The organism is Allobosea sp. NPDC055353, from assembly GCF_053644975.1.
This window is the reverse complement of record NZ_JBSHMC010000001.1, coordinates 1,069,060-1,088,017: the sequence shown is the minus strand read 5'-3', so window position 1 is coordinate 1,088,017 and position 18,958 is coordinate 1,069,060. Positions and strand designations below refer to the sequence as shown.

20 protein-coding genes and 1 tRNA gene are annotated in these 18,958 nt (G+C 67.4%); 11 read left to right on the top strand and 10 right to left on the bottom strand.

Annotated features, from left to right (window positions below):
* Positions 1-8: 8 nt before the first annotated feature.
* Positions 9-1,226 (bottom strand): glycosyltransferase family 4 protein, encoded by a 1,218-nt coding sequence (locus ACWIEX_RS04975; protein ID WP_454032001.1) that lies wholly within the window; start codon positions 1,224-1,226, stop codon positions 9-11.
* A gap of 107 nt (positions 1,227-1,333) precedes the next feature.
* On the opposite strand from ACWIEX_RS04975, the gene ACWIEX_RS04970 reads away from it, so the two are divergent.
* Positions 1,334-2,110 (top strand): alpha/beta hydrolase, encoded by a 777-nt coding sequence (locus ACWIEX_RS04970; protein ID WP_454032000.1) that lies wholly within the window; start codon positions 1,334-1,336, stop codon positions 2,108-2,110.
* Between the two features lie 18 nt (positions 2,111-2,128).
* On the opposite strand, the gene ACWIEX_RS04965 is transcribed toward ACWIEX_RS04970, so the two are convergent.
* The 6 genes from ACWIEX_RS04965 to ACWIEX_RS04940 form a co-directional block, all read right to left on the bottom strand.
* A complete protein-coding gene (locus tag ACWIEX_RS04965; protein ID WP_061965588.1) occupies positions 2,129-2,395 on the bottom strand; it encodes a BQ00720 family protein in 267 nt (88 codons plus the stop codon).
* Between the two features lie 111 nt (positions 2,396-2,506).
* A complete protein-coding gene (locus ACWIEX_RS04960; protein WP_265058332.1) occupies positions 2,507-2,935 on the bottom strand; it encodes an Hsp20 family protein in 429 nt (142 codons plus the stop codon).
* 187 nt (positions 2,936-3,122) lie between these two features.
* Positions 3,123-3,199 (bottom strand) — tRNA-His (locus tag ACWIEX_RS04955).
* Positions 3,200-3,349: 150 nt separating this feature from the next.
* Complete coding sequence (locus tag ACWIEX_RS04950; RefSeq protein WP_454031999.1) at positions 3,350-4,213, bottom strand: phasin family protein; 864 nt, start codon at positions 4,211-4,213, stop codon at positions 3,350-3,352.
* A gap of 96 nt (positions 4,214-4,309) precedes the next feature.
* Positions 4,310-4,705, bottom strand: coding sequence for a phasin (locus ACWIEX_RS04945; RefSeq protein ID WP_454031998.1), 396 nt, complete (start codon positions 4,703-4,705; stop codon positions 4,310-4,312).
* Positions 4,683-4,856 carry a hypothetical protein gene (locus ACWIEX_RS04940; protein WP_162766477.1) on the bottom strand — a complete coding sequence of 58 codons (174 nt, stop codon included), beginning with the start codon at positions 4,854-4,856 and terminating at the stop codon, positions 4,683-4,685. The genes ACWIEX_RS04945 and ACWIEX_RS04940 overlap by 23 nt, the downstream gene beginning before the upstream one ends.
* 73 nt (positions 4,857-4,929) lie before the next feature.
* On the opposite strand from ACWIEX_RS04940, the gene ACWIEX_RS04935 reads away from it, so the two are divergent.
* The 3 genes from ACWIEX_RS04935 (at position 4,930) to ACWIEX_RS04925 (ending at position 8,519) form a co-directional block, all read left to right on the top strand.
* The gene (locus ACWIEX_RS04935) at positions 4,930-7,896 is read left to right on the top strand and encodes a sensor histidine kinase (protein ID WP_454031997.1); all 2,967 of its coding nucleotides are present in this window, start codon (positions 4,930-4,932) and stop codon (positions 7,894-7,896) included.
* A 100-nt stretch (positions 7,897-7,996) separates the two neighbouring features.
* A complete protein-coding gene (locus ACWIEX_RS04930; RefSeq protein WP_454031996.1) occupies positions 7,997-8,272 on the top strand; it encodes a BrnT family toxin in 276 nt (91 codons plus the stop codon).
* The gene (locus tag ACWIEX_RS04925) at positions 8,241-8,519 is read left to right on the top strand and encodes a helix-turn-helix domain-containing protein (RefSeq protein ID WP_454031995.1); all 279 of its coding nucleotides are present in this window, start codon (positions 8,241-8,243) and stop codon (positions 8,517-8,519) included. The genes ACWIEX_RS04930 and ACWIEX_RS04925 overlap by 32 nt, the downstream gene beginning before the upstream one ends.
* Positions 8,520-8,656: 137 nt before the next feature.
* Here the strand turns inward: ACWIEX_RS04925 and mgtE are convergent, their stop codons facing one another.
* The gene (gene mgtE / locus ACWIEX_RS04920) at positions 8,657-10,024 is read right to left on the bottom strand and encodes a magnesium transporter (RefSeq protein ID WP_454031994.1); all 1,368 of its coding nucleotides are present in this window, start codon (positions 10,022-10,024) and stop codon (positions 8,657-8,659) included.
* A 334-nt stretch (positions 10,025-10,358) separates the two neighbouring features.
* On the opposite strand from mgtE, the gene ACWIEX_RS04915 reads away from it, so the two are divergent.
* The 7 genes from ACWIEX_RS04915 (at position 10,359) to ACWIEX_RS04885 (ending at position 16,958) form a co-directional block, all read left to right on the top strand.
* Positions 10,359-11,021, top strand: coding sequence for a glutathione S-transferase family protein (locus ACWIEX_RS04915; protein WP_454031993.1), 663 nt, complete (start codon positions 10,359-10,361; stop codon positions 11,019-11,021).
* A gap of 89 nt (positions 11,022-11,110) precedes the next feature.
* On the top strand, positions 11,111-12,046 hold the full coding sequence (locus ACWIEX_RS04910; protein WP_454031992.1) for a DMT family transporter: 936 nt from the start codon (positions 11,111-11,113) through the stop codon (positions 12,044-12,046).
* 180 nt (positions 12,047-12,226) lie between these two features.
* Positions 12,227-13,213 (top strand): LysR family transcriptional regulator, encoded by a 987-nt coding sequence (locus ACWIEX_RS04905; protein ID WP_454031991.1) that lies wholly within the window; start codon positions 12,227-12,229, stop codon positions 13,211-13,213.
* Complete coding sequence (locus ACWIEX_RS04900; RefSeq protein ID WP_454031990.1) at positions 13,210-13,728, top strand: tripartite tricarboxylate transporter TctB family protein; 519 nt, start codon at positions 13,210-13,212, stop codon at positions 13,726-13,728. The genes ACWIEX_RS04905 and ACWIEX_RS04900 overlap by 4 nt, the downstream gene beginning before the upstream one ends.
* Positions 13,729-13,732: 4 nt before the next feature.
* A complete protein-coding gene (locus tag ACWIEX_RS04895; protein WP_454031989.1) occupies positions 13,733-15,244 on the top strand; it encodes a tripartite tricarboxylate transporter permease in 1,512 nt (503 codons plus the stop codon).
* A gap of 65 nt (positions 15,245-15,309) precedes the next feature.
* The gene (locus ACWIEX_RS04890; protein WP_454031988.1) at positions 15,310-16,284 is read left to right on the top strand and encodes a tripartite tricarboxylate transporter substrate-binding protein; all 975 of its coding nucleotides are present in this window, start codon (positions 15,310-15,312) and stop codon (positions 16,282-16,284) included.
* Positions 16,285-16,526: 242 nt separating this feature from the next.
* On the top strand, positions 16,527-16,958 hold the full coding sequence (locus tag ACWIEX_RS04885; protein WP_061964797.1) for a DUF1236 domain-containing protein: 432 nt from the start codon (positions 16,527-16,529) through the stop codon (positions 16,956-16,958).
* Positions 16,959-17,056: 98 nt separating this feature from the next.
* On the opposite strand, the gene upp is transcribed toward ACWIEX_RS04885, so the two are convergent.
* Both upp and ACWIEX_RS04875 read right to left on the bottom strand, forming a co-directional pair.
* The gene (upp, locus tag ACWIEX_RS04880; RefSeq protein ID WP_061964799.1) at positions 17,057-17,698 is read right to left on the bottom strand and encodes a uracil phosphoribosyltransferase; all 642 of its coding nucleotides are present in this window, start codon (positions 17,696-17,698) and stop codon (positions 17,057-17,059) included.
* 40 nt (positions 17,699-17,738) lie between these two features.
* On the bottom strand, positions 17,739-18,956 hold the full coding sequence (locus tag ACWIEX_RS04875; RefSeq protein WP_454031987.1) for a URC4/urg3 family protein: 1,218 nt from the start codon (positions 18,954-18,956) through the stop codon (positions 17,739-17,741).
* Between the last annotated feature and the right edge of the window lie 2 nt (positions 18,957-18,958).

The following is an 18,958-nucleotide window of genomic DNA, read 5'->3' as shown; positions in this document are numbered from 1 at the left end:
GCGGAACCTCAGCCTCCGAGCAGCGCGCAGTAGACGTCGAGCGTCTCGGAGACCATCGCCTCCAGCGAGAAATGCCGTTCGACATGCACCCGCGCCCGTCGCGCCAGCGCATCCCTGGCGGATGGCCGGAGCGCCAGCGCCTCGTTCAGGCCGGCCGCGAGAGCGGTCGCGTCGCCCGGGGGCACGCGCCAGCCGGTTCGTTCGCCCGGCTGAGCCTGCGGGGGTGCCAGAACCGTCTCGGGCACGGCGCCGAGATCCGAGACCACGACGGGTGTGCCCATCGCCTGCGCCTCCACCGCGACGCGACCGAAGGCTTCCGGGTCGGTCGAGGGCACCGCGACGACCGCTGCCGAAAGCATCGCGGCCGGCATGTCGCTGCAATGGCCGACGCGCTTCACGCGGCCCTCGAGCCCGGCCTTGGCGATCAGCGCGTCGAGTTCCTTGACGTAGCCGTCCCGCCCCTGCGCATCGCCGGCGAGGATGAAGGCGGTGTCGGTGTCCCCGCCATCGCGCATCAGCCGTGCGGCCTCGATCAGCACGCGCTGGCCCTTCCAGTTGGTCAGGCGGCCGGGCAGCAGCACGATGCGCTGATGCGGTTCGACGCCCCAGGCCTTGCGCAGCGCCTGTACCCGCTCGGCCCCGACCGCGGCCGGCGCGAAGGCGGAGAAATTGGTACCGCGATTGACGACCCTGACGCGATCGCCGGCGACCGGATGCTTCGCCAGGATCAGGCCGGCCGTATAGGCCGAGTTGGCGATGACCACGTCGCCGCGCGCCATCACCGAATTGTACAGCGTCTTCACCGTCGAGCGGCTGTTGTAGGAGCCGTGATAGGTCGTGACGAAGGGCAGCTTCAGCAGCTTCGCCGCGCCCAACGCGACCCAGGCCGGGGCGCGAGAGCGGGCATGGATCAGCTCCACCCCTTCCTGCTTGCAGAGCAGCGCGAGCTTGCGGATGTTGAGGAGCATCGCGACCGGGTTCTTCGAGGCCGCCGGGAACGGCAGCCAGACCCCGCCCTTGGCCTGCAATTCGGCCACGAGGCGCCCGCCTTCGGTCGCAACCAGCGCACGCGCGCCGGCATCGGTCAGCCCCTTGGCGATATCGACGGCGGTGCGCTCGGCTCCGCCGGCTTCCAGCTCGGGAATGATCTGCAGGATCGTCCGCCCCGCCAGCGGATGCGTTTCGGTCGAAGGCAGTGAAAGATGGGCACCCGGCTTGAAGGTCATGCTCGCTTGATCTGGACTTTCGTTTGGCGGGGCGAATATGCCCCTATCGGTTAGGCGCCGCAGCCCTTAATCGCCGCGGCCGGATGATTCGTCACAGGAGATTTGCCTTGGAGCGCCAGCCGCCGCAATGGCTCGAGGTCGGAGACGGCCCCACGAAGCGCCGCCTCGCCTATCTCCTGCAGGAGGGAACCGGCGCGCCGGTGGTCTGGCTCGGCGGCTTCCGCTCCGACATGCGCGCGACCAAAGCCGAAGCGTTGGCGGAGTGGGCCCGCACCAACGGCCGGGCCTGCCTGCGCTTCGACTATGGCGGCCATGGCGAGAGCGACGGCGATTTCGGCAGCTTCACCCTGTCGGACTGGCTCGACGACGCGATCGCCGCGATCGAAACCCAGTGTCGTCAACGCCCGATCCTGGTGGGATCATCAATGGGCGGCTGGATCGCGCTGCTCGCGGCACGCCGCCTGTTCGGCACACCCATGCAACCCGCCGGACTCGTCCTGATCGCCCCTGCGGTGGATTTCTCCGAGGACCTGATGTGGGCGCAGATGCCCGATTCCATCCGCCGGACGATCCTCGACGAGGGCGTCTGGCTGCGGCCTTCGGAATACTCCCCCGATCCGACGCCGATCACCCGCGCCCTGATCGAGGACGGGCGCCGGCACCTGCTATTCGGCGGCGAGATCAAGGCCGGCTGCCCCGTGCATATCCTGCAGGGCATGCGCGATCCCGACGTGCCGTGGCGCCAGGCGCTGAAGCTGGTCGAGCATCTCAGCGGCGACCCGGTCGTGCTGACGCTGATCAAGGATGGCGACCATCGCCTGTCCACGCCGGACGATATCGTGAGATTGCAGTCGGCGGTCGCCGGGATGGCGACCGCATCCTGAGGGTCGAAACGGCCGGCGTCAGTGGACGCTGACCATCCTCAGATCGTGCTCCCAGGCATTGGCCGTGGCGGCCTCGCGCGAATCCGTGACGAGGATCGGCGCGCCATCGGCCGAGAGCAGGGTGAAGAGCTGCAAGCCGGATTCGATCTTCGGCGCCTGCGGGAAAATCCGCATCAGCTCGTCCGAGCTCATCGACTTGATATAGGCGACCTCGCCAGCACCGAGCGCGGCGAATTCCGCGGGGGTCAGCGGGTTGGTCTGGATAAGATTGCTGTCCTGTTTCATCGCGCCCTCCTTCAGAGCAGTGCGAATGCGGTTCTGATACTGCGCCTTCAATTATGAACAGATGCGAAAACCGCTGACGCATCCTTCAAAAGCTGGACGGGTCTCCGTCCTCTACTCCCGGCTCATGATATCGATACGCCGGATGAGCCGTTCCGGTTCCGGCCTGACCAGATCAATCGCGAGCAGGCCATTCGACAGATCGGCACCGAGAACCTGCATGCCGTCGGCCAGCAGGAAGCTGCGCTGGAACTGACGGGCGGCGATGCCGCGATGCAGGAACTGGCGATTCTTGTCGTCGCCCTGGCGGCCGCGGATCGTGAGCTGGTTCTCCTCCAGCGTGATCTCGAGCTGCTCCCGGGCGAAGCCCGCGACGGCCAGCGTGATGCGCAGGCGATCGGGCTCGTCCTCTGTCCGGGGCATCCGCTCGATATTGTAGGGCGGGTACCCCTCGCTCGCGCCCTTGGCGACGCGATCGAGCGCACGCTCGATATCGTCGAAGCCGAGCAGGAACGGGTGAGACAGGCTAGGCGTACGCGTCATTGCTCCAGGCCCTCGAAAGGCGCCTCACAGACATCGGGACCCGCCGCTGGCAGCACCCCGCGGGCGAAAGGCGAACCCTTCCGCTTGAACATGATATGGCGAAGAGCAGAGGCCGCTTCAAGAGGAGCGGCCGGCAGCCGGCAACCCGTCAGCCGATGCGGAATTCCGACGATGTCCGGAAGGAGAATGGTACAGCCACCCCGGCTTGAACGGGGGACCTCTAGATCCACAATCTAGCGCTCTAACCAACTGAGCTATGGCTGCCCGTACCGAGGGCTTCGCGACCGGCCGCCGTGGCGGGGTCGTCAGCGGCGCGGACCCTAGTGCCGAGTCTCGGCTTTTGCAACCGCGTAATTCAACTCCGGCTCCGGAAATTCGGCGCAGCGATGGCGCACGCCGAATCCGGCCGCTGGATCAATCCTTGCGCAGGGCCGCGTTGGCGGTCCGGGCGAGCTCCTTCAGGTGCTCGGCATAGGATTCGTAGCTGCGGCGCACGGCCTTGGCCTGCAACGCGATCGCCTCCGAGGCGCTGTTGCTGCGCGCCAGCGTCTGCGCGTCGCCCAGCGTCGCCTCCAGCTCGGCGCAGGCATGGTCGAGCATGCGGGCCTGCAGGGCTCCGAAGGCGCGTGCCATGGTCAAGGCCTGGCTCATCGCGGTCGCCGTGACGACGGCAGCCGCTTCGGGCGGGCGCGGCAACGGCAGCGAATCGAGCGAAGCGGGTTGCGGCGGCGCCTTGGCAGCCGGCGCGGGAGCAGGCTCCGCCGGCTTTGCGGCAGGGGCGACCGGTGCGGCGGCGACCGGCGCCGATTTGGCAACGACGGGCTTGGTCACGACGGGTTTGGCGACGACGGGCTTGGCGGGTGCCGTCTCAGCGACTGTTGGCTTGACGAGCGCCGGCTTCACTTCGGCAGCGACAGCCTTGGACACCGCTGCCGCGCGTTTGGCGGCCTTTGCGGCAACCTTCGGCCCGGCGACCTTGGCCACGGGCTTCTCGATGCGTATCTTGACCGGCGCCGCCTTCTTCGGGGCGCTCGCGATGGCGGGCTTGGTCACGGGAGCAGGCTTGGCCGCCGCGACCGGCAACGGCGCGGGAACGGTGACCTTGACGGGCGCGGGCTTGGCCGGAGCGACGGCGGGCTGCGCGGGAGCGGCAACCTTCGGCTTCTCGGCCTGCGCGGCAGCGGGCGGTGTCGTGGCGGGCGCAGGCGTCAACGCCTTCACCGGGGACAGGCTGACCGGAACCTTGGACTTGGTCCGGGTCGGAGCAGGCTTGACCATGACGGCTCTCCTTCAGCGGCAAACAGCGAAGGCCGGACCCACGCGGTCCGGCCGGAAAAGCGGTATCGGCGCCATCAGGCGCCGAATCAGGAGGCCTCAGCGGCCCTTGGTCGCGTTGCTGACGGTCTCGGCCGCCTTGGTCGCGGCATCCTGCGCGGCGGTGCCGAGGTCCTTGAGCTGGCTCTGGAAGGCAGCAACCTGCGACTTCAGGAAGTCGGACTGATGCTGCATCACCTCGGTCAGGTCGCTCGACTTCACCAGCTTCTGGGCGAAATCGAACGCGGCCGCGACGTTGCTCTCGGCATAGGCGATCGCCTTGCGGGTCGCATCCTGGGTGTTGGCGCGGGCGCTTTCGGCGGTCCCATGAGCATTGTCCACAGCCTTGTTGGCCGCGCCCATGAAGCCGTCGAACGCCTTGCGGGCCTGCTCGACGCTGCGCTCGGCGAACTCGCGCATTTCTGTGGGCACTTCATAAGGCAGCTTGCCGTTCATCGAATCCTCCTGTCGGGTGGTGATCCATCCCTAGATCATTGTGCACTGCAATATCATTGTTGCGCTGCAATGACAACAGCGTGACAATTGGCGACAGCCGCCATGTTAACGCTGTTTCCATGAGAAGCGGGAGAGCGATCTTCGGTTCCATGGATTTGCCGCCGTTTGGGGTCTATTAAGGCTTTGTTAGGCATAACGGGCGCGGATCGAACGAGCAGGCAGGCATGAGCGAGGCCGGAGAGGACTGGGCGAGGTGGAGCATGGCAGCGGCTGAAGACGCAGCCCTTGCAGCCTTTGCTGCCGGCGGTGCCCTGCTGCTGTGGGACCCGGCTGCCGAGAAGCCGCATTTCGCCAATGCCGCGGCACAAGCGCTGCTCGGCGGACAGGTGAGCCTGCCGGGACCGACCCGGCAGCGCCTCAACCTGCTGGCCGGCGGCATGGCCTCCGCCAACGGCATCCGGCTGGAGCGCCTGCGCCTGACCGCAAGCTTCGCCGCGGTTCCGGTCACCTGCGGCAGCAAGCTGGTTTCGCTCCCCGACGGGCGCTCGGTTCTGGCCATTGCCGTGCAGGCCTCCGAGCTGCGCCGCCTTGGCGTCGCCGTTCCGCAGGCGGCGCCCGCCGAAGCTGCGCCGGCAGCCGCGCCCACCCCGGCTACGCCCCTGAATGAGGTCCCCGCACCCGCCAGGCCGGCCATGGTCCGCTTCCTCTGGCAGAGTGATCGCGAGGGCAAGCTGACCAAGCTCTCCGACAATATCGCCACCCTGACCGGGCAGGCTGCTGCGGCCAAGCTGATCGGCCAGCGCTGGCATGACCTGCTCGGCTCCGTCTTCGCCGACAGCGATGGCGGCCTGATCGAACGTTTCGCCAATCCCGCGACCTGGAGCGGCCACGGCGTGCTGTGGCGCACCGATTCGCCCGACGAGGCCGCGCCGGTCGAGCTTTCCGGCGTGCCGGTGCTCGATGCCGGGCGCCAGCTCGCCGGCTTCCGCGGCTTCGGCATCGCCCGGCTCAACGAGCGCTGCCCGTTCCCGATGCCCGAGGCGAATACCGCGGCGGCGGATGCGCAGGTCGAGGCGGAACAGGTTGATGCGACCGCCGAAGCCATTCAGGACGACGATGCGCAACCTGCGGCCAGCCTTGCCGCAATGGAGGATGCTCCGGCCGCGTCGCCTGCCGCCGACGACGTGATCGCGGCCGCCTCGGCCGGCGAGGAAGCCCCGACGGTCAGCGTGTCCGAGGCGGACGATCTCTCGAATCTGCCGGAGGACGACCGCGAGGAGGAGGCAGATGAAGCCGCCGCCTCGATCGATTTCGACCCGCCGCAGGACGATGCTGCGGCAGAGCCTGCTTCCGAAGCGCCTGCTGCACCGGAGCGCGAGCCCCTGCCCGGCAAGATCGTGCCGCTGCGCAACGGGCATCTCACCGCAATCCGGCCGGTGCTCGAACCGTCGAAGTCGCATCTGAGCTCGGCCGAGCGCAATGCCTTCCGCGAGATCGCCAAGGCGCTGGGCGCCAGACTTGCCGGCGATGAAGAGCCGAGCACGCCGCGCCTACCCCCGGTCGCGCCCTTGCAGGTCAAGGACAAGGAAGAGACCCCGGCGGCGAAGCCGGCCGCGGAGGCCGAAGCGGCTGCCGCCCCGGCGCGCCACCGCAATTCCCACGCCGACGTGCTCGACCGGCTGCCGATCGCCGTTCTCGTCAATCGCGGCGACGAGGCGCTCTATGCCAACCGCACGCTGCTCGAATTGCTGGATTATGCCGATCTCGCCGACCTGAAGGCCGGTGGCAAGGTCAGCCGCCTGATCAAGGAAGCCGCCCGCGCCGATGGCGGCACGATGACGCTGCTCGACCGGCTCGGCCACCTCGTCAGCGTCGATGCCGTGCTGTCGAGCGTGAGCTGGCAGGACGAACCCGCCACGCTGATGGCCTTCCGCCATCCCAACGGTGACGGCAGCGACGTGCCGGTCCTGACGCCGGAAGAAGCGGAGGAAGCCGAGCTTGCGGCCGAATTCGCGGCGGAGGAAGCCGAATCGGCGGCCCGGGTCGAGGCGCTCCGGCTCGATGCCGATGCGCGCGATGCCCGCATCGGCGAGCTCACCGCCATGCTCGACACCGCGACCGACGGCGTCGTCACGGTCGACGATCGCGGCCGCATCCTGTCGCTGAACAAGGCGGCCGAGGCGCTGTTCGGTTACGACCAGCGCGAGGTCACCGGCGAATTGTTCACCCTGCTCTTCGCCAGCGAGAGCCACGCGCCGGCGCTCGACTATCTCGAAGGACTGAAGGGCGGGGGTGTCGCCTCGGTCATGAATGACGGGCGCGAGGTGCAGGGCCGCGTGCGGCAAGGCGGCAAGATCGCGCTGTTCATGACGATGGGCCAGATCGCCCATGGCAACGAGCCGCGCTTCTGCGCCGTATTGCGCGACATCACCGCCTGGAAGAAGACCGAGGGCGAGCTGGTCGACGCCCGCAAGGCGGCGGAGATGGCGAGCGCGCAGAAATCCGACGTGCTCGCCAAGATCAGCCACGAGATCCGCACGCCGCTCAACGCCATCATCGGCTTCGCCGAGGTGATGGCGGAAGAGCGCTTCGGACCGATCGCCAACGAGCGCTACAAGGAATATCTGCGCGACATCCACCAGTCGGGCGGCTACGTCATCAGCCTCGTCAACGACCTGCTCGATCTCGCCAAGATCGAGGCCGGCAAGCTTGACCTCGACTTCGTCAGCGTCAACCTGAACGAGATCGCACTGTCGACGGTGTCGCTGCTCCAGCCGGAGGCGCAGCGCGGCCGCGTCGTGCTGCGCTCGGGGCTGTCGCCGAAACTGCCGCCGGTCGTCGCCGACGAGCGCTCGATCCGCCAGATCGCGATCAACCTGCTGTCGAACGCGGTGAAGTTCACCGATGCCGGCGGGCAGGTCATCATCTCGACCGCGCTCGGAGACCAGGGCGAGGCGATCCTGCGGGTCCGCGATACCGGCATCGGCATGGACGACGACGAGCTGCGCCTCGCGCTCGAACCCTTCCGCCAGGTGCCGACGACACGCCGCGCCGGCGGCACCGGGCTCGGCCTGCCGCTGACCAAGGCGCTGGTCGAGGCGAACCGCGCGGCGATGGCGATCACCAGCGTCAAGAAAGAAGGTACGCTGGTCGAGATCACCTTCCCGCCGCAGCGCGTGCTGGCGAGCTGAGGCGGACCGCTCCAGGTCATTCTCTGGCTTGACCTGAGAATGACGACCTCCGCAGCGCGGCGGATTGCGCATTGTACGGAAATCCCGCATATTCGAGCAGATGTCGGAAGACAGATTTGATCCCGTCAAAGACGCGGCCAACCGTGAGAAGCATGGGCTGCCCCTGGCGTTCGGCGATCGGATTTTCGAGGACGGAGATCACCTGATCGTTCCCTCCATCCGCGAGATCGACGGCGAGGAACGCTTCAAGGTCGTCGGGATCGTCGAAAAGAAGCTGTTCACCGGCATTTTTGTCTGGCGGGGCGATCTGCCCCGCTTCATCTCGGTGAGAAGGAGCAACACGGGTGAAGAACGAGCCTACCGCTCTTCCTGCTGATATCGCCGATGCCGAGGATTTCGACGCATCGGCCAAGGCACTCGACCGTGGCCAGCGCGCACGCCTGATCCGCCAGACGCGGACCCGGCTCGGCCTCTCGCAATCCGAGTTCGCCACCCGTTTCCGGGTTCCGGTCGGCACGCTGCGCGACTGGGAACAGGCACGGGCGACGGCGCCGGATTTCGCTGTCGCCTATGTAAGGGTCATCGGCCAGCATCCGGAGATGGTAGCGAAGGCCGTCGCGTAATCGCGAGCCGGCGCCTGCCAGCCGCGTAGGTCATGCTCGGGCACGACCCGAGTATCTCATGACGAGCGCGCACCCTGCCATGCCCGAGATTCCCGGGTCGAAGCTTACGCTTCGCCCGAGAATGACGGCCATCTGCCTTACAGCAGCGTCCCGGTCAGGATGAGCGCCGCCACGCCGAAATAGATCACCAGGCCGGTGACATCGACCAGCGTCGCGACGAAGGGCGCCGAGGCGCTGGCGGGGTCGAAGCCGAGCCGCTTCAGCGCGAAGGGCAGCATCGAGCCGGCGAGCGAGCCGAAGGTGACGATCCCGACGAGCGTGCCACCGACCGTCGCGGCGATCAGCATCCAGTGCGGCCCGTAATCGTAGAAGCCGAGCCATTGCCACGCGACGATCCGGGCGACGCCGATCACGCCGAGGATGCTGCCGAGCGTGAGACCGGTCGGCAACTCGCGCAGTGCGATCCTCCACCAATCCTTCAGCGTGACCTCGCGCAGCGCCAGCGCCCGGATGATCAGCGAAGTCGCCTGCGAGCCGGAATTGCCACCCGAGCTCATGATCAGCGGAATGAACAGCGTCAGCACGAGCGCCTTCTCGAGTTCTCCCTCGAAGAACTGCATGACGGATGCGGTCAGCATCTCGCCGACCAGCAGGATCGAGAGCCAGCCGGCGCGCTTGCGGATCATCGAGACGAAGCCGATCTCGTTATAAGGCTCGTCGAGCGCCTCCATGCCGCCAAGCTTCTGCACGTCCTCGGTGGTCTCGGCGATCATCGCGTCGATGACGTCGTCGAAGGTGACGATGCCGATAAGCTGCTCCTCCGCATCGACGACGGGCACCGACAGCAGATCGTATTTGGTGATGAGGCGCGCCACCTCCTCGCGATCGATTTCCGGAGTGACGCAGATCGGCTTGTGCGCCGGCACGACCGACTCGACCGGCGCCTCCGGATCGCCGCTGATCAGGCGCCTGAGCGAGACCGCGCGCACCAGCTTGCGCGTCACGGAATCGAGCACGTAGATCGCGTAGACCGTCTCGCGCGAACGCTCGACGCGGCGGATATGGTCGAGCGTCTGCTGCACCGTCCAGTTCGAGGGCACGCTGACGAACTCGGTCGTCATGATCGAGCCGGCGCTGTGCTCGGGATAGGCCAGCAGCTTCTTGAGGTCGGAGCGGGTCTGGCGATCGAGGCGCCCGCTGACACGCGCCCGCGTCTCCTCGTCGAACTCCTGGAAGACGTCGGCCGCCCGGTCCGCCGACATGGCGGAGAGCAGCGCACCGGCGCGCTGGTCGGGCAGCAGCGCCACCGCCTCGGCGGCGGCGGTGAGCTCGGGCTGGTCGAGCACCTCGACGGCGCGTTCGAACGGCAGTTCGGCCAGGACATGCGCGATGGTCGCGTCGTCTTGGTCGTTCAACGTCTCGACGATGTCGGCGACGTGTTCCTGCGCCAGCGTCTGGGCCAGCGTCACGGCAAGGAGGTCCGTCGTGGCGGCGGTGTCGTTCATGGCTCTATTCCTTGCGATCGGGCCGTCGTGGCCGGATCGCAGGCGAGCCGGGGGACCCGGTCAGGCGCGCGAGGCGGCGGCGGACGGCTTCGACTGTCGGCTGGGACTGTCGCTTGGCATCGGGTCGGGGTTTCCTGTGAGCAGCCGGCCGCAGGGGCCGGAGGCATGAGGCCAATGCACCCGCAAAGCGCCCGCGTCAAACGGTTTTTACCTCGCCCGCGAGCCGATCATTGGCATTGGCCGATGCGGCCTGCCCGGCCTATTGTGACGGGTGACGAACCGGCGCTTTCAGTCGGCCTCGTCGTCGTCCGCCCTCTCTCGCTGGATTCCGCCGATGTCCCTGACCATCTATGGCTGTTACCGCTCGCGCGCGACGCGCGTCATCTGGCTCGCCAACGAGCTCGGCCTGCCCTTCAACCATGTGCCGGTGATCCAGGCCTATCGCCTGCCCGATCCGAAGGCGCCGGGCGTGCCGCTGCATACCCGCAGCACCGATTTCCTGAAGATCAACCCGAACGGCCACATCCCCAGCATCGACGACAACGGCTTCAAGCTGCACGAATCGCTGGCGATCAACCTCTATCTCGCCCGCAAGCATGGCGGCCCGCTCGCCCCGAAGGACGCGCAGGAGGAAGGGCTGGCCGTAATGTGGTCGCTCTGGGCCGCAACCGAATGCGAGAGCCACGCGCTCAACCTGCAGTTCCATCTCGCCGCCTATCCGCCGGAGAAGCGCAAGCCCGAGCTGGTCGAGGCCGCACTCGCCGCCCTGCCCGGCCCCTTCGCCGTGCTCGACAAGACGCTGGCCGAGAACGGCGGTTATGTGATGGGCAACCGCTTCACCGTCGCCGACATCAACGTCGCGGAGGTGATCCGCTACGCCAAGCCGGCGACGCAGCTCTTCGACGCCGCCCCGCGAGTCAAGGCCTGGCTCGAAGCCTGCCAGGCGCGGCCGGCCTTCCAGGCGATGTGGCAGGCGCGCGACGCCGAAGCCGCCTGAGCGAAAGAGCGTGCAGAATCCGGGTGGCCGGGCCTTGCCCGGCCGCCTACTGACGCGGAATGACCCGGCCAGCGAGCAGAGCTTCCGCCATGACACCGCCGACCTCCGCTCCCGCGCTGCGCATGGGCCCGCTCGAATGGCTCCTGCTGATCGTCCTGTCGCTCCTGTGGGGCGGCTCGTTCTTCTTCAACAAGCTGACCGTGGCGGAATGGCCGCCCTTCGCCGTGGTGCAGGTGCGCGTCGGCCTCGCGGCGCTGGCGCTGCTTCTGGTCGTGCGAATCGCAGGCCAGTCGATGGCGGTCGGGCGCGAGCTCTGGCTCGCCTTCTTCGGGATGGGCATCCTCAACAACCTGATCCCGTTCAGCCTGTTCCTCTGGGGCCAGCAGCAGATCGCGAGCGGCCTCGCCTCGATCCTGAACGCCACCACGCCGATCTTCGCCGTGCTGGTGATGCATTGCTTCGGCAACGAGAGGGCGACGGGCCTGAAGCTCGGCGGCGTTCTGGCCGGGCTCGTCGGCGTCGCGATCCTGATGGGTCCCGACGCGATCACCGGGCTCGGCTCCAATCTGGCGGCACAGCTCGCCTGCATCCTCGCCGCCGTCTCCTATGCCTTTTCTGGCCTGCTCGGCCGGCGTTTCAGGGGCGTGTCGCCGCTGGTCGCCGCCACGGGTCAGCTTTCGGCCTCGACATTGATGATGATCCCGATCGTCTTCGTGATGCATCCGCCCTGGACGCTGCCGGTACCGTCGCAGCAGGCGCTTCTCGCCCTCGTCGGACTGGCGCTGATCTCGACGGCGCTCGCCTATCTCCTGTTCTTCCGGATCATGCGCACGGCCGGGCCGAGCAACGTCATGCTCGTCACCTTCCTGATCCCTGTCAGCGCTATCCTGCTCGGCTCCGGCCTCCTGGGAGAGGAATTGCTGCCGCGCCATTTCGCCGGCATGGCTGCGATCTTCGTCGGGCTCGCGCTCATCGATGGCCGAATCATCCGCTTCGCCCGGACTAGCCCTGCCCCAACCTCCTGACACCGCAAGCGTTTCCGGAGCCTTCCACGGCTGGGCGCCCTCATCGGCGCTCAGCCGAAAGGCTTTGTTGTCAAAAGATTATGAATTTCTGTAGGATCGACACCTTGGTCGGAACCGCTATTGGCGACGGCCACCGATAGAGATATCGCGGCAAGCGATACACGGGACAGGGGACGGCTCATGGATGTGCGGCAACTGCGATGTTTCATCGCGGTGGCGGAAGAGCTGCACTTCGGCCGGGCAGCCGAGCGGCTCGGCGTCGCGCCGCCCGCGCTATCGCGGCAGATCAGCGCCCTCGAGGACGAACTCGGCGTCGCGCTTTTGACCCGCACCACCCGGCAGGTCGCGATGACCCGCGCCGGGCTGATCATGCTCGAGGAGGCCAAGGGCATCCTGGTCAAGATGGAGCATGCCTCGCGTGCCGTGCGCGAGGCCTCGCTCGCCTCGGGCAAGGTGCTGCGCGTCGGCGCGATCGACGCGGCCTCGTCGAGCTTCGTGCCGGAGGCGCTGATGGCCTTCCGCGCCCGCTTCCCCGGCACCGAGATCAAGTTCGTCGAGGCGATGACGGCCGCGCTCGTCCAGATGCTGGAAGCCGGCAAGCTCGACCTGGCGCTGACCCGCCCGCCACGCAAGCCGACCGATTGCGCCTTCGAGATCCTGCGGGTCGAGCGCCCGATCGTGGTGCTGAACGAGAACCATCCGCTCGCCGCGCGCGAGCACCTGACCATGCTCGACCTCGTCGGCGAGCCCTTCGTCGTGCCGTCCAAGCGCATCCGGCCCTATGCCTACGATCTGGTGATGGCCTATTTCGAGAGCGTGGGCGCGGTCCCGAACGTCACCATCGAGGCGACCGAGAAACCGGCGATGATGTCGGCGGTCGCGGCCGGGCTCGGCATGGCGCTGGCGCCGGACTGGGTCTCGCGCTTGTCCTTTCCGGGCGTGACGATGCGGCGCCTGCGCGGCGCGATGCTCGATCCGCCGCCGCCGGGCGCGCTTGTCGGCGTCTCCTGGCGCCCGCAGCAGAAGCTGCCCTCCCGCGACGATTTCCTCGCGATCCTCAGGGAAAGCGTGACGCTGCTCGACGACCGCCACGTCCTGCCCTTCGTGGCACCGAAACCGCAGAAACGAACCGCCCGCACCGGGTCGCCAATCGGAGAAGCCTCATGAGTTTGAACCAGATAGAGCGGGCGCAGGGTCTGCGGGTCAGATCGACGCAGGACATGTGGGCAGGGCTGTTCATGATCCTGTTTGCCTGCGTGGCCGTATTCATGGCCTGGGATCTGCCCATGGGGAGCCTGCGACAGATCGGGGCGGGCATGCTGCCGAAATCCATCGCGACGATCTGCGGCGCGCTGGGAGTGATTCTCGCGCTGAGTTCGCTGCGCTATCACGGCGAGGCATTGACGCCCTGGTCGTGGCGGGCCGTCATCCACGTCCTCGGCGGGACCGTCCTTTTCGCGCTGGCGATCCGCGGTTTCGATCTCGGGCCGATCCATGTGCCTTCGCTCGGCCTCGTCATCGCCGGGCCGCTGGTCGTGCTGTTCTCTGGCATGGCGGCGAGCGACCGCAGCCTGAAGGAGCTGGTGATCTTCGCCGCCGTGATGACATTCGGCTGCGCGTTGCTGTTCAAATACGCGCTGGGACTGCCAATTCCCCTCGCCCCCTGGCTGCTTGGAATCTGACGCCATGGCTGAAATGATGTCTCATCTGGCGGTCGGTTTCGGCGTCGCCTTCACGTTCCAGAACATCCTGCTTTGCTTCACCGGCTGCCTTGTCGGGACGTTGATCGGGGTGCTGCCCGGCGTCGGCCCGACCGCGACCATCGCCATGCTGCTGCCGATCACCTTCGGCCTCGACCCGACCGGCGCGCTGATCATGCTCGCGGGCATCTACTACGGCGCGCAATATGGTGGATCGACCACGGCGATCCTCGTGAACATTCCCGGCGAGGCGACCGCCGTGGTCACCACGCTCGACGGCCACCAGATGGCCAAGCAGGGCCGCGCCGGCATCGCGCTCGGCACGGCTGCCCTCGGCTCCTTCTTCGCCGGCACCGTCGCGACCATGGTCATCGCAGCGCTCGGCGCGCCGCTGACGCGGCTGGCGCTGCTGTTCGGGCCTGCCGAATATTTCTCGCTGATGGTGATGGGCCTTTGCTTTGCCGTGGTTCTGGCACGCGGCTCGATCCTGAAGGCATTCTGCATGATCGCGCTCGGCCTGCTCCTGTCGACGGTCGGCACCGACCTCGAGACCGGGCAGGAGCGCCTGACCTTCGGCATCGCCTCGCTCTCGGACGGCATCGACGTCGCCGTGCTCGGCATGGGCGTCTTCGGTTTCGCGGAAGTGCTCCGCAACCTCGAAACCCCTGAAGCGCGCGACGTCGTCCGCGCCAAGATCGGCCGGCTGCTGCCGAACTGGAGCGACATCAAGCAATCGATCAAGCCGGTGCTGCGCGGCACCGGCATCGGCGCCATCCTCGGCATCCTGCCGGGCAATGGCGCGGTGCTCGGCCCCTTCGCCAGCTACACGGTCGAAAAGAAGATCGCCGACGACCCGTCCCGCTTCGGCAAGGGCGCGATCGAGGGCGTGGCGGGGCCGGAATCGGCCAACAACGCCGGCGCGCAGACCGCCTTCATTCCGTTGCTCACGCTCGGCATTCCGCCAAATGCGGTGATGGCGCTGATGGTCGGCGCGATGACGATTCACGGCATCATCCCGGGCCCGCAGGTCATGACCAAGAACCCGGAGCTGTTCTGGGGCATGATCGCCTCGATGTGGCTCGGCAACCTGATGCTGCTCGTCATCAACCTGCCGCTGGTCGGGCTCTGGGTGAAGCTGCTGCAGGTGCCCTACCGGCTGATGTTCCCGGCGATCCTGATCTTCTGCTGCATCGGCATCTACTCGGTGAACAACCAGCCGGCCGACGTCGCCTTCACGGCGCTGTTCGGCCTGTTCGGCTACGCGCTGATCAAGCTCGGTTTCGAGCCCGCGCCGATGCTGCTCGGCTTCGTGCTGGGCAAGCTGATGGAGGAGAAGCTCCGGCAGGCGCTGATCATCTCACGCGGCTCGTTCTACACCTTCATCGACTATCAGAACCGGCCGATCTCGCTGGGGCTGCTCATCGTCGCGGCGATCGTGCTCGCCATCGCGCTCCTGCCCGCGATCTCGAAGAAGCGCGACGAGGTCTTCACCGAATGACGGGGTTGCCGCCCCGGCGGCCGCCCCCCAGTTTCATTTCACGCAATCTCCAGGGAGGAATACGCATGAAGAAGCTCGCTCTCGGCCTTGCCGCCGTCGCCACGCTGGCATTCGCCGGCACCGCGCAGGCGCAGGGTTATCCGACGAAGCCGATCACCATGATCGTGCCCTTCGCGGCCGGCGGCCCGACCGACATCATCGCCCGCGTCGTCACCGACCACATGTCGAAGACGCTCGGCCAGCAGATCGTGATCGAAAACGTCGCCGGCGCCGGCGGCACGACCGGCATCACCCGCGCCGTCACCGCCGCACCGGACGGCTACACCATCGCGATGGGGCATCTGGGCACCTTCTCGGCGGCCCCCGCCACCTATCCCGGCCTGAAATACGACCCGATCAACGGCATGCAGACGATCGGGCTCGCCGGCGGCACGCCGATCCTGATCGTTGCCCGTAAGAACCTCGAGGCGCCCGACCTCAAGGCCTTCGTCGCCGCCGTCAAGGCCAACCCGGACAAGTTCAACGAAGCCCATGCCGGCCTCGGCTCGGTCTCGTGGACGACCTGCACCCTGCTCAAGGGCATCCTTGGCACGCCGAAGATCAACGCCGTCGCCTATCGCGGCACCGGCCCGGCGCTGAACGACCTCGTCTCCGGCCAGGTCGACTTCATGTGCGACCAGATCGTTTCGGTCTCCGAGCAGATCCGCGCCAAGACGATCAAGGCCTATGCCATCGCCTCGGCCCAGCGCTCGCCGGCGCTGCCCGACGTGCCCACCACAAAGGAAGCCGGCCTGCCCGACTACCAGATCGAGGCCTGGAACGGCATCGCCGGCCCGAAGGGCATGCCGAAGGAGGCCGTGGACAAGCTGGTTGATGCGCTCAACAAGGCCCTCAACGACGAAGGCACCAAGAAGCGCCTGCTCGACCTCGGCGCCGTGCTGCCGACCGCCGAGGAGCGGACGCCGGCCGGTTTCGCCGCCCTGATCAAGCGCGACGCCGACAAGCTGACGCCTGCGCTCTCGGCCGCGTCGAAGCAGTAATCAGACGCAAGACGCCAATGACCATGCGGCGGGCCTTCGGGCCCGCCGTTTGCGTTTCAGGGCCCGGCAGCGTCCCTCAGGCGCCGGAGCACGCGTTTGTCATGACCAGGCAAGGCTCTGTTCCTGAAGCTCTTTCTGCTTCCGGTTGCCGAACGTTAACATCTCGTGACCCGCTTTCCGGGAACTGTTCGAGCAGGTTGCGGTTGTCCTCGCCGAAGGTTCGCTTCGAAAGGAGACATACCATGTTCAAGAAACTTGCTCTTGTTGCCGCCCTGACCATCACCCCGGCGGTTGCCTTTGCCCAGAGCCAGCCCTCGGGCGGCGCGGTCGGCGGTGCGACCAGCGGGGCCGCGACCGGCGCAGTCGGCGGCGCGGTCGTCGGTGGCCCGGTCGGCGCGGTGGTCGGCGGTGTCGGCGGCGCTGTGGTCGGCGCGATCATCGGCGATGCGGCCGAGCCGAAGTTCCGCACCTATGTGGTGGAGCAGCGCGTCCCCTCCTACACCTATGCCGAGCCCGTCGCGGTCGGCACGGTGCTGCCGCAGCAGGGCGTCGTCTACCACCAGCTGCCGGCCGACTATGCGCCGAACGCCTCGAACTATCGCTACACGGTCGTCAACGACCGCACGGTGATCGTCGAGCCGCAGACCCGCCGCATCGTCCAGATCATCGAATAACGCCGATCCGAAAGGCGGACGGCTTCAACCCCAGACCGTCCGTCCTTCAGGCCAGGCCCGCTCCGGAAACGGAGCGGGCCGCTTCGTTCTGGGAAACTTCAGCGCGTCCCGAACATGCGGTCGCCGGCATCGCCGAGGCCCGGAACGATATAGCCGTGATCGTTGAGGCGTTCGTCGATCGCGGCCGTCCAGATCCGGACATCGGGATGGGCGCCGCGCAGGCGCGCGATGCCCTCCGGCGCAGCCAGCAGGCACATGAAGCGCAGATCCCGGGCGCCGCGCTCCTTCAGGCGCTCGACCGCCGCCACGGCCGAATTCGCCGTCGCCAGCATCGGGTCCATCACCACGATCATGCGATCGGCGATATCGGAGGGCGCCTTGAAGTAGTATTCGACGGCCTGGAGCGTATCGGGGTCGCGGTAGAGTCCGATATGGGCGACGCGCGCGGCCGGGACGAGCTCCAGCATGCCGTCGAGGAAGCCGACGCCGGCGCGCAGGATCGGCGCGAAGACCAGCTTCTTGCCGGCGATGACCGGCTGCATCGACTTCTGCAACGGCGTCTCGATCTCGATCAGCTCGGTCGGCAGGTCGCGCGTCACCTCGTAGCAGAGCAGCATGCCGATCTCGTTGAGGAGCTGGCGGAAGCTCTTGGTCGAGCGGTCCTTCTCGCGCATCAGCGTGAGCTTGTGCTGGACCAGCGGGTGATCGACGACGGTGACGCCGTCCTGGCTCGAAGTCATACGCCGGTTACCCCTCTATCTCTCGGACCTTGGCTTATCCTCAAAATACCGTGCCATCGCTGACGATGGTCAAGGGCGGCCCGCCATCCACACGCTTTTCGCGCGCGATCCGACGCCCGGCGGCCCAGGTCCCGCCTTCGAGCACCTTGGCGAGCGGGAGTTCATCGCGCGAACGGCCGAGGCGCTGTCGGATAAGAGCGCCAACTTCATCGAGCAGAGCGACGGTGAGCGCACGCCATTCGACCACGAGCGGCGACGAAACCTCATGCGCCTTCGCCCGGTCCGCCTCGTCCTTCAGCGCGATGACGCCGCTGTCGAGGAAGAGCCCGCCATTGCGGTATTCGGGCAGGCCGGTCATCTCGTCGATATCGACGACAGTGATGCCGGCCCATTGCAGCGGCTCGATCAGCGAATAGGTCAGCCATTGCGAGAGCTTGTGGAAGGGCACGAGGCCCTCCGTCGGCTTCCCCGGTGCGATCAGGGGATGGCGCCAGGTATCGCCGAGCGCTACGCCAGCGACCGTCAGGCGCGACGGCCAGATGCCGCCGAAGGTGCCAAGGACCTCGCCGAGCATATGCGGCGCCCGCAACGTCCCGGTATCTGCGGCATTGGCGAAGCGATCGAACAGCGCTCCCGGTCGGGAAAGCCCCTGCCGCTCCAGCTCTTCGCCGAGGCGGTTGAGTAGCGCGGCACGACCTTCCAACGCGAGCAACGGATTGTCCGGCCCGGCCTGGAATCCCCGCGCCAGCGCGGTCGCATCGAGCCGCTTCAGCCCGGCTGCATCGGCCTGCAGGGAATCGGCTGGATCGCTGGAGAACAGCCCTGCGGCGAACATGTCGAGCGAGGCGAGCGCCAGCCCTTCCGAGCGGCCGATCTCGCGGCCCGTCGCGGCATCGCGATAGCGCCAGTCCGGCCCGGCCCCGGCATCGAGCAGGACGCTGACGACGGCGAGGTCATAAGCGGCGCGGCTGCGCGCCGCAGGGTCGGCGAAGCCGGCGGCCCTGTCGAGCTTCTGCCAGCGATCCTCGCCATCGACGACGAAATGGCGCCAGCGGGCGTGGAAGGGAACGTCGAGCGTCGGATAATTCGCGCGGATCGTCTTCAGTACGTAATCGGCGCAGGCTTCGAGCCGTTCCGGATGAACGCTGAAATGGAGGAGCTGGCCGGCGAGCCCGAGCTCCAGCATCTCCTGCGCGCGCTCGCGCACGGCAGCGGGTTTCAACAGGGCGCGGAACGCCTCGGGATCGCGGTCGGGCATCA

What these genes read in the sequence shown, in the direction of transcription:
- ACWIEX_RS04975 (WP_454032001.1), bottom strand. Translation starts at nt 1,226, where the DNA reads ATGACCTTCAAGCCGGGTGCCCATCTTTCACTGCCTTCGACCGAAACG.
- ACWIEX_RS04965 (WP_061965588.1), bottom strand. Translation starts at nt 2,395, where the DNA reads ATGAAACAGGACAGCAATCTTATCCAGACCAACCCGCTGACCCCCGCG.
- ACWIEX_RS04960 (WP_265058332.1), bottom strand. Translation starts at nt 2,935, where the DNA reads ATGACGCGTACGCCTAGCCTGTCTCACCCGTTCCTGCTCGGCTTCGAC.
- ACWIEX_RS04950 (WP_454031999.1), bottom strand. Translation starts at nt 4,213, where the DNA reads ATGGTCAAGCCTGCTCCGACCCGGACCAAGTCCAAGGTTCCGGTCAGC.
- ACWIEX_RS04945 (WP_454031998.1), bottom strand. Translation starts at nt 4,705, where the DNA reads ATGAACGGCAAGCTGCCTTATGAAGTGCCCACAGAAATGCGCGAGTTC.
- ACWIEX_RS04940 (WP_162766477.1), bottom strand. Translation starts at nt 4,856, where the DNA reads ATGGAACCGAAGATCGCTCTCCCGCTTCTCATGGAAACAGCGTTAACA.
- ACWIEX_RS04935 (WP_454031997.1), top strand. Translation starts at nt 4,930, where the DNA reads ATGAGCGAGGCCGGAGAGGACTGGGCGAGGTGGAGCATGGCAGCGGCT.
- ACWIEX_RS04930 (WP_454031996.1), top strand. Translation starts at nt 7,997, where the DNA reads ATGTCGGAAGACAGATTTGATCCCGTCAAAGACGCGGCCAACCGTGAG.
- mgtE (WP_454031994.1), bottom strand. Translation starts at nt 10,024, where the DNA reads ATGAACGACACCGCCGCCACGACGGACCTCCTTGCCGTGACGCTGGCC.
- ACWIEX_RS04915 (WP_454031993.1), top strand. Translation starts at nt 10,359, where the DNA reads ATGTCCCTGACCATCTATGGCTGTTACCGCTCGCGCGCGACGCGCGTC.
- ACWIEX_RS04910 (WP_454031992.1), top strand. Translation starts at nt 11,111, where the DNA reads ATGACACCGCCGACCTCCGCTCCCGCGCTGCGCATGGGCCCGCTCGAA.
- ACWIEX_RS04905 (WP_454031991.1), top strand. Translation starts at nt 12,227, where the DNA reads ATGGATGTGCGGCAACTGCGATGTTTCATCGCGGTGGCGGAAGAGCTG.
- ACWIEX_RS04900 (WP_454031990.1), top strand. Translation starts at nt 13,210, where the DNA reads ATGAGTTTGAACCAGATAGAGCGGGCGCAGGGTCTGCGGGTCAGATCG.
- ACWIEX_RS04895 (WP_454031989.1), top strand. Translation starts at nt 13,733, where the DNA reads ATGGCTGAAATGATGTCTCATCTGGCGGTCGGTTTCGGCGTCGCCTTC.
- ACWIEX_RS04890 (WP_454031988.1), top strand. Translation starts at nt 15,310, where the DNA reads ATGAAGAAGCTCGCTCTCGGCCTTGCCGCCGTCGCCACGCTGGCATTC.
- ACWIEX_RS04885 (WP_061964797.1), top strand. Translation starts at nt 16,527, where the DNA reads ATGTTCAAGAAACTTGCTCTTGTTGCCGCCCTGACCATCACCCCGGCG.
- upp (WP_061964799.1), bottom strand. Translation starts at nt 17,698, where the DNA reads ATGACTTCGAGCCAGGACGGCGTCACCGTCGTCGATCACCCGCTGGTC.
- ACWIEX_RS04875 (WP_454031987.1), bottom strand. Translation starts at nt 18,956, where the DNA reads ATGCCCGACCGCGATCCCGAGGCGTTCCGCGCCCTGTTGAAACCCGCT.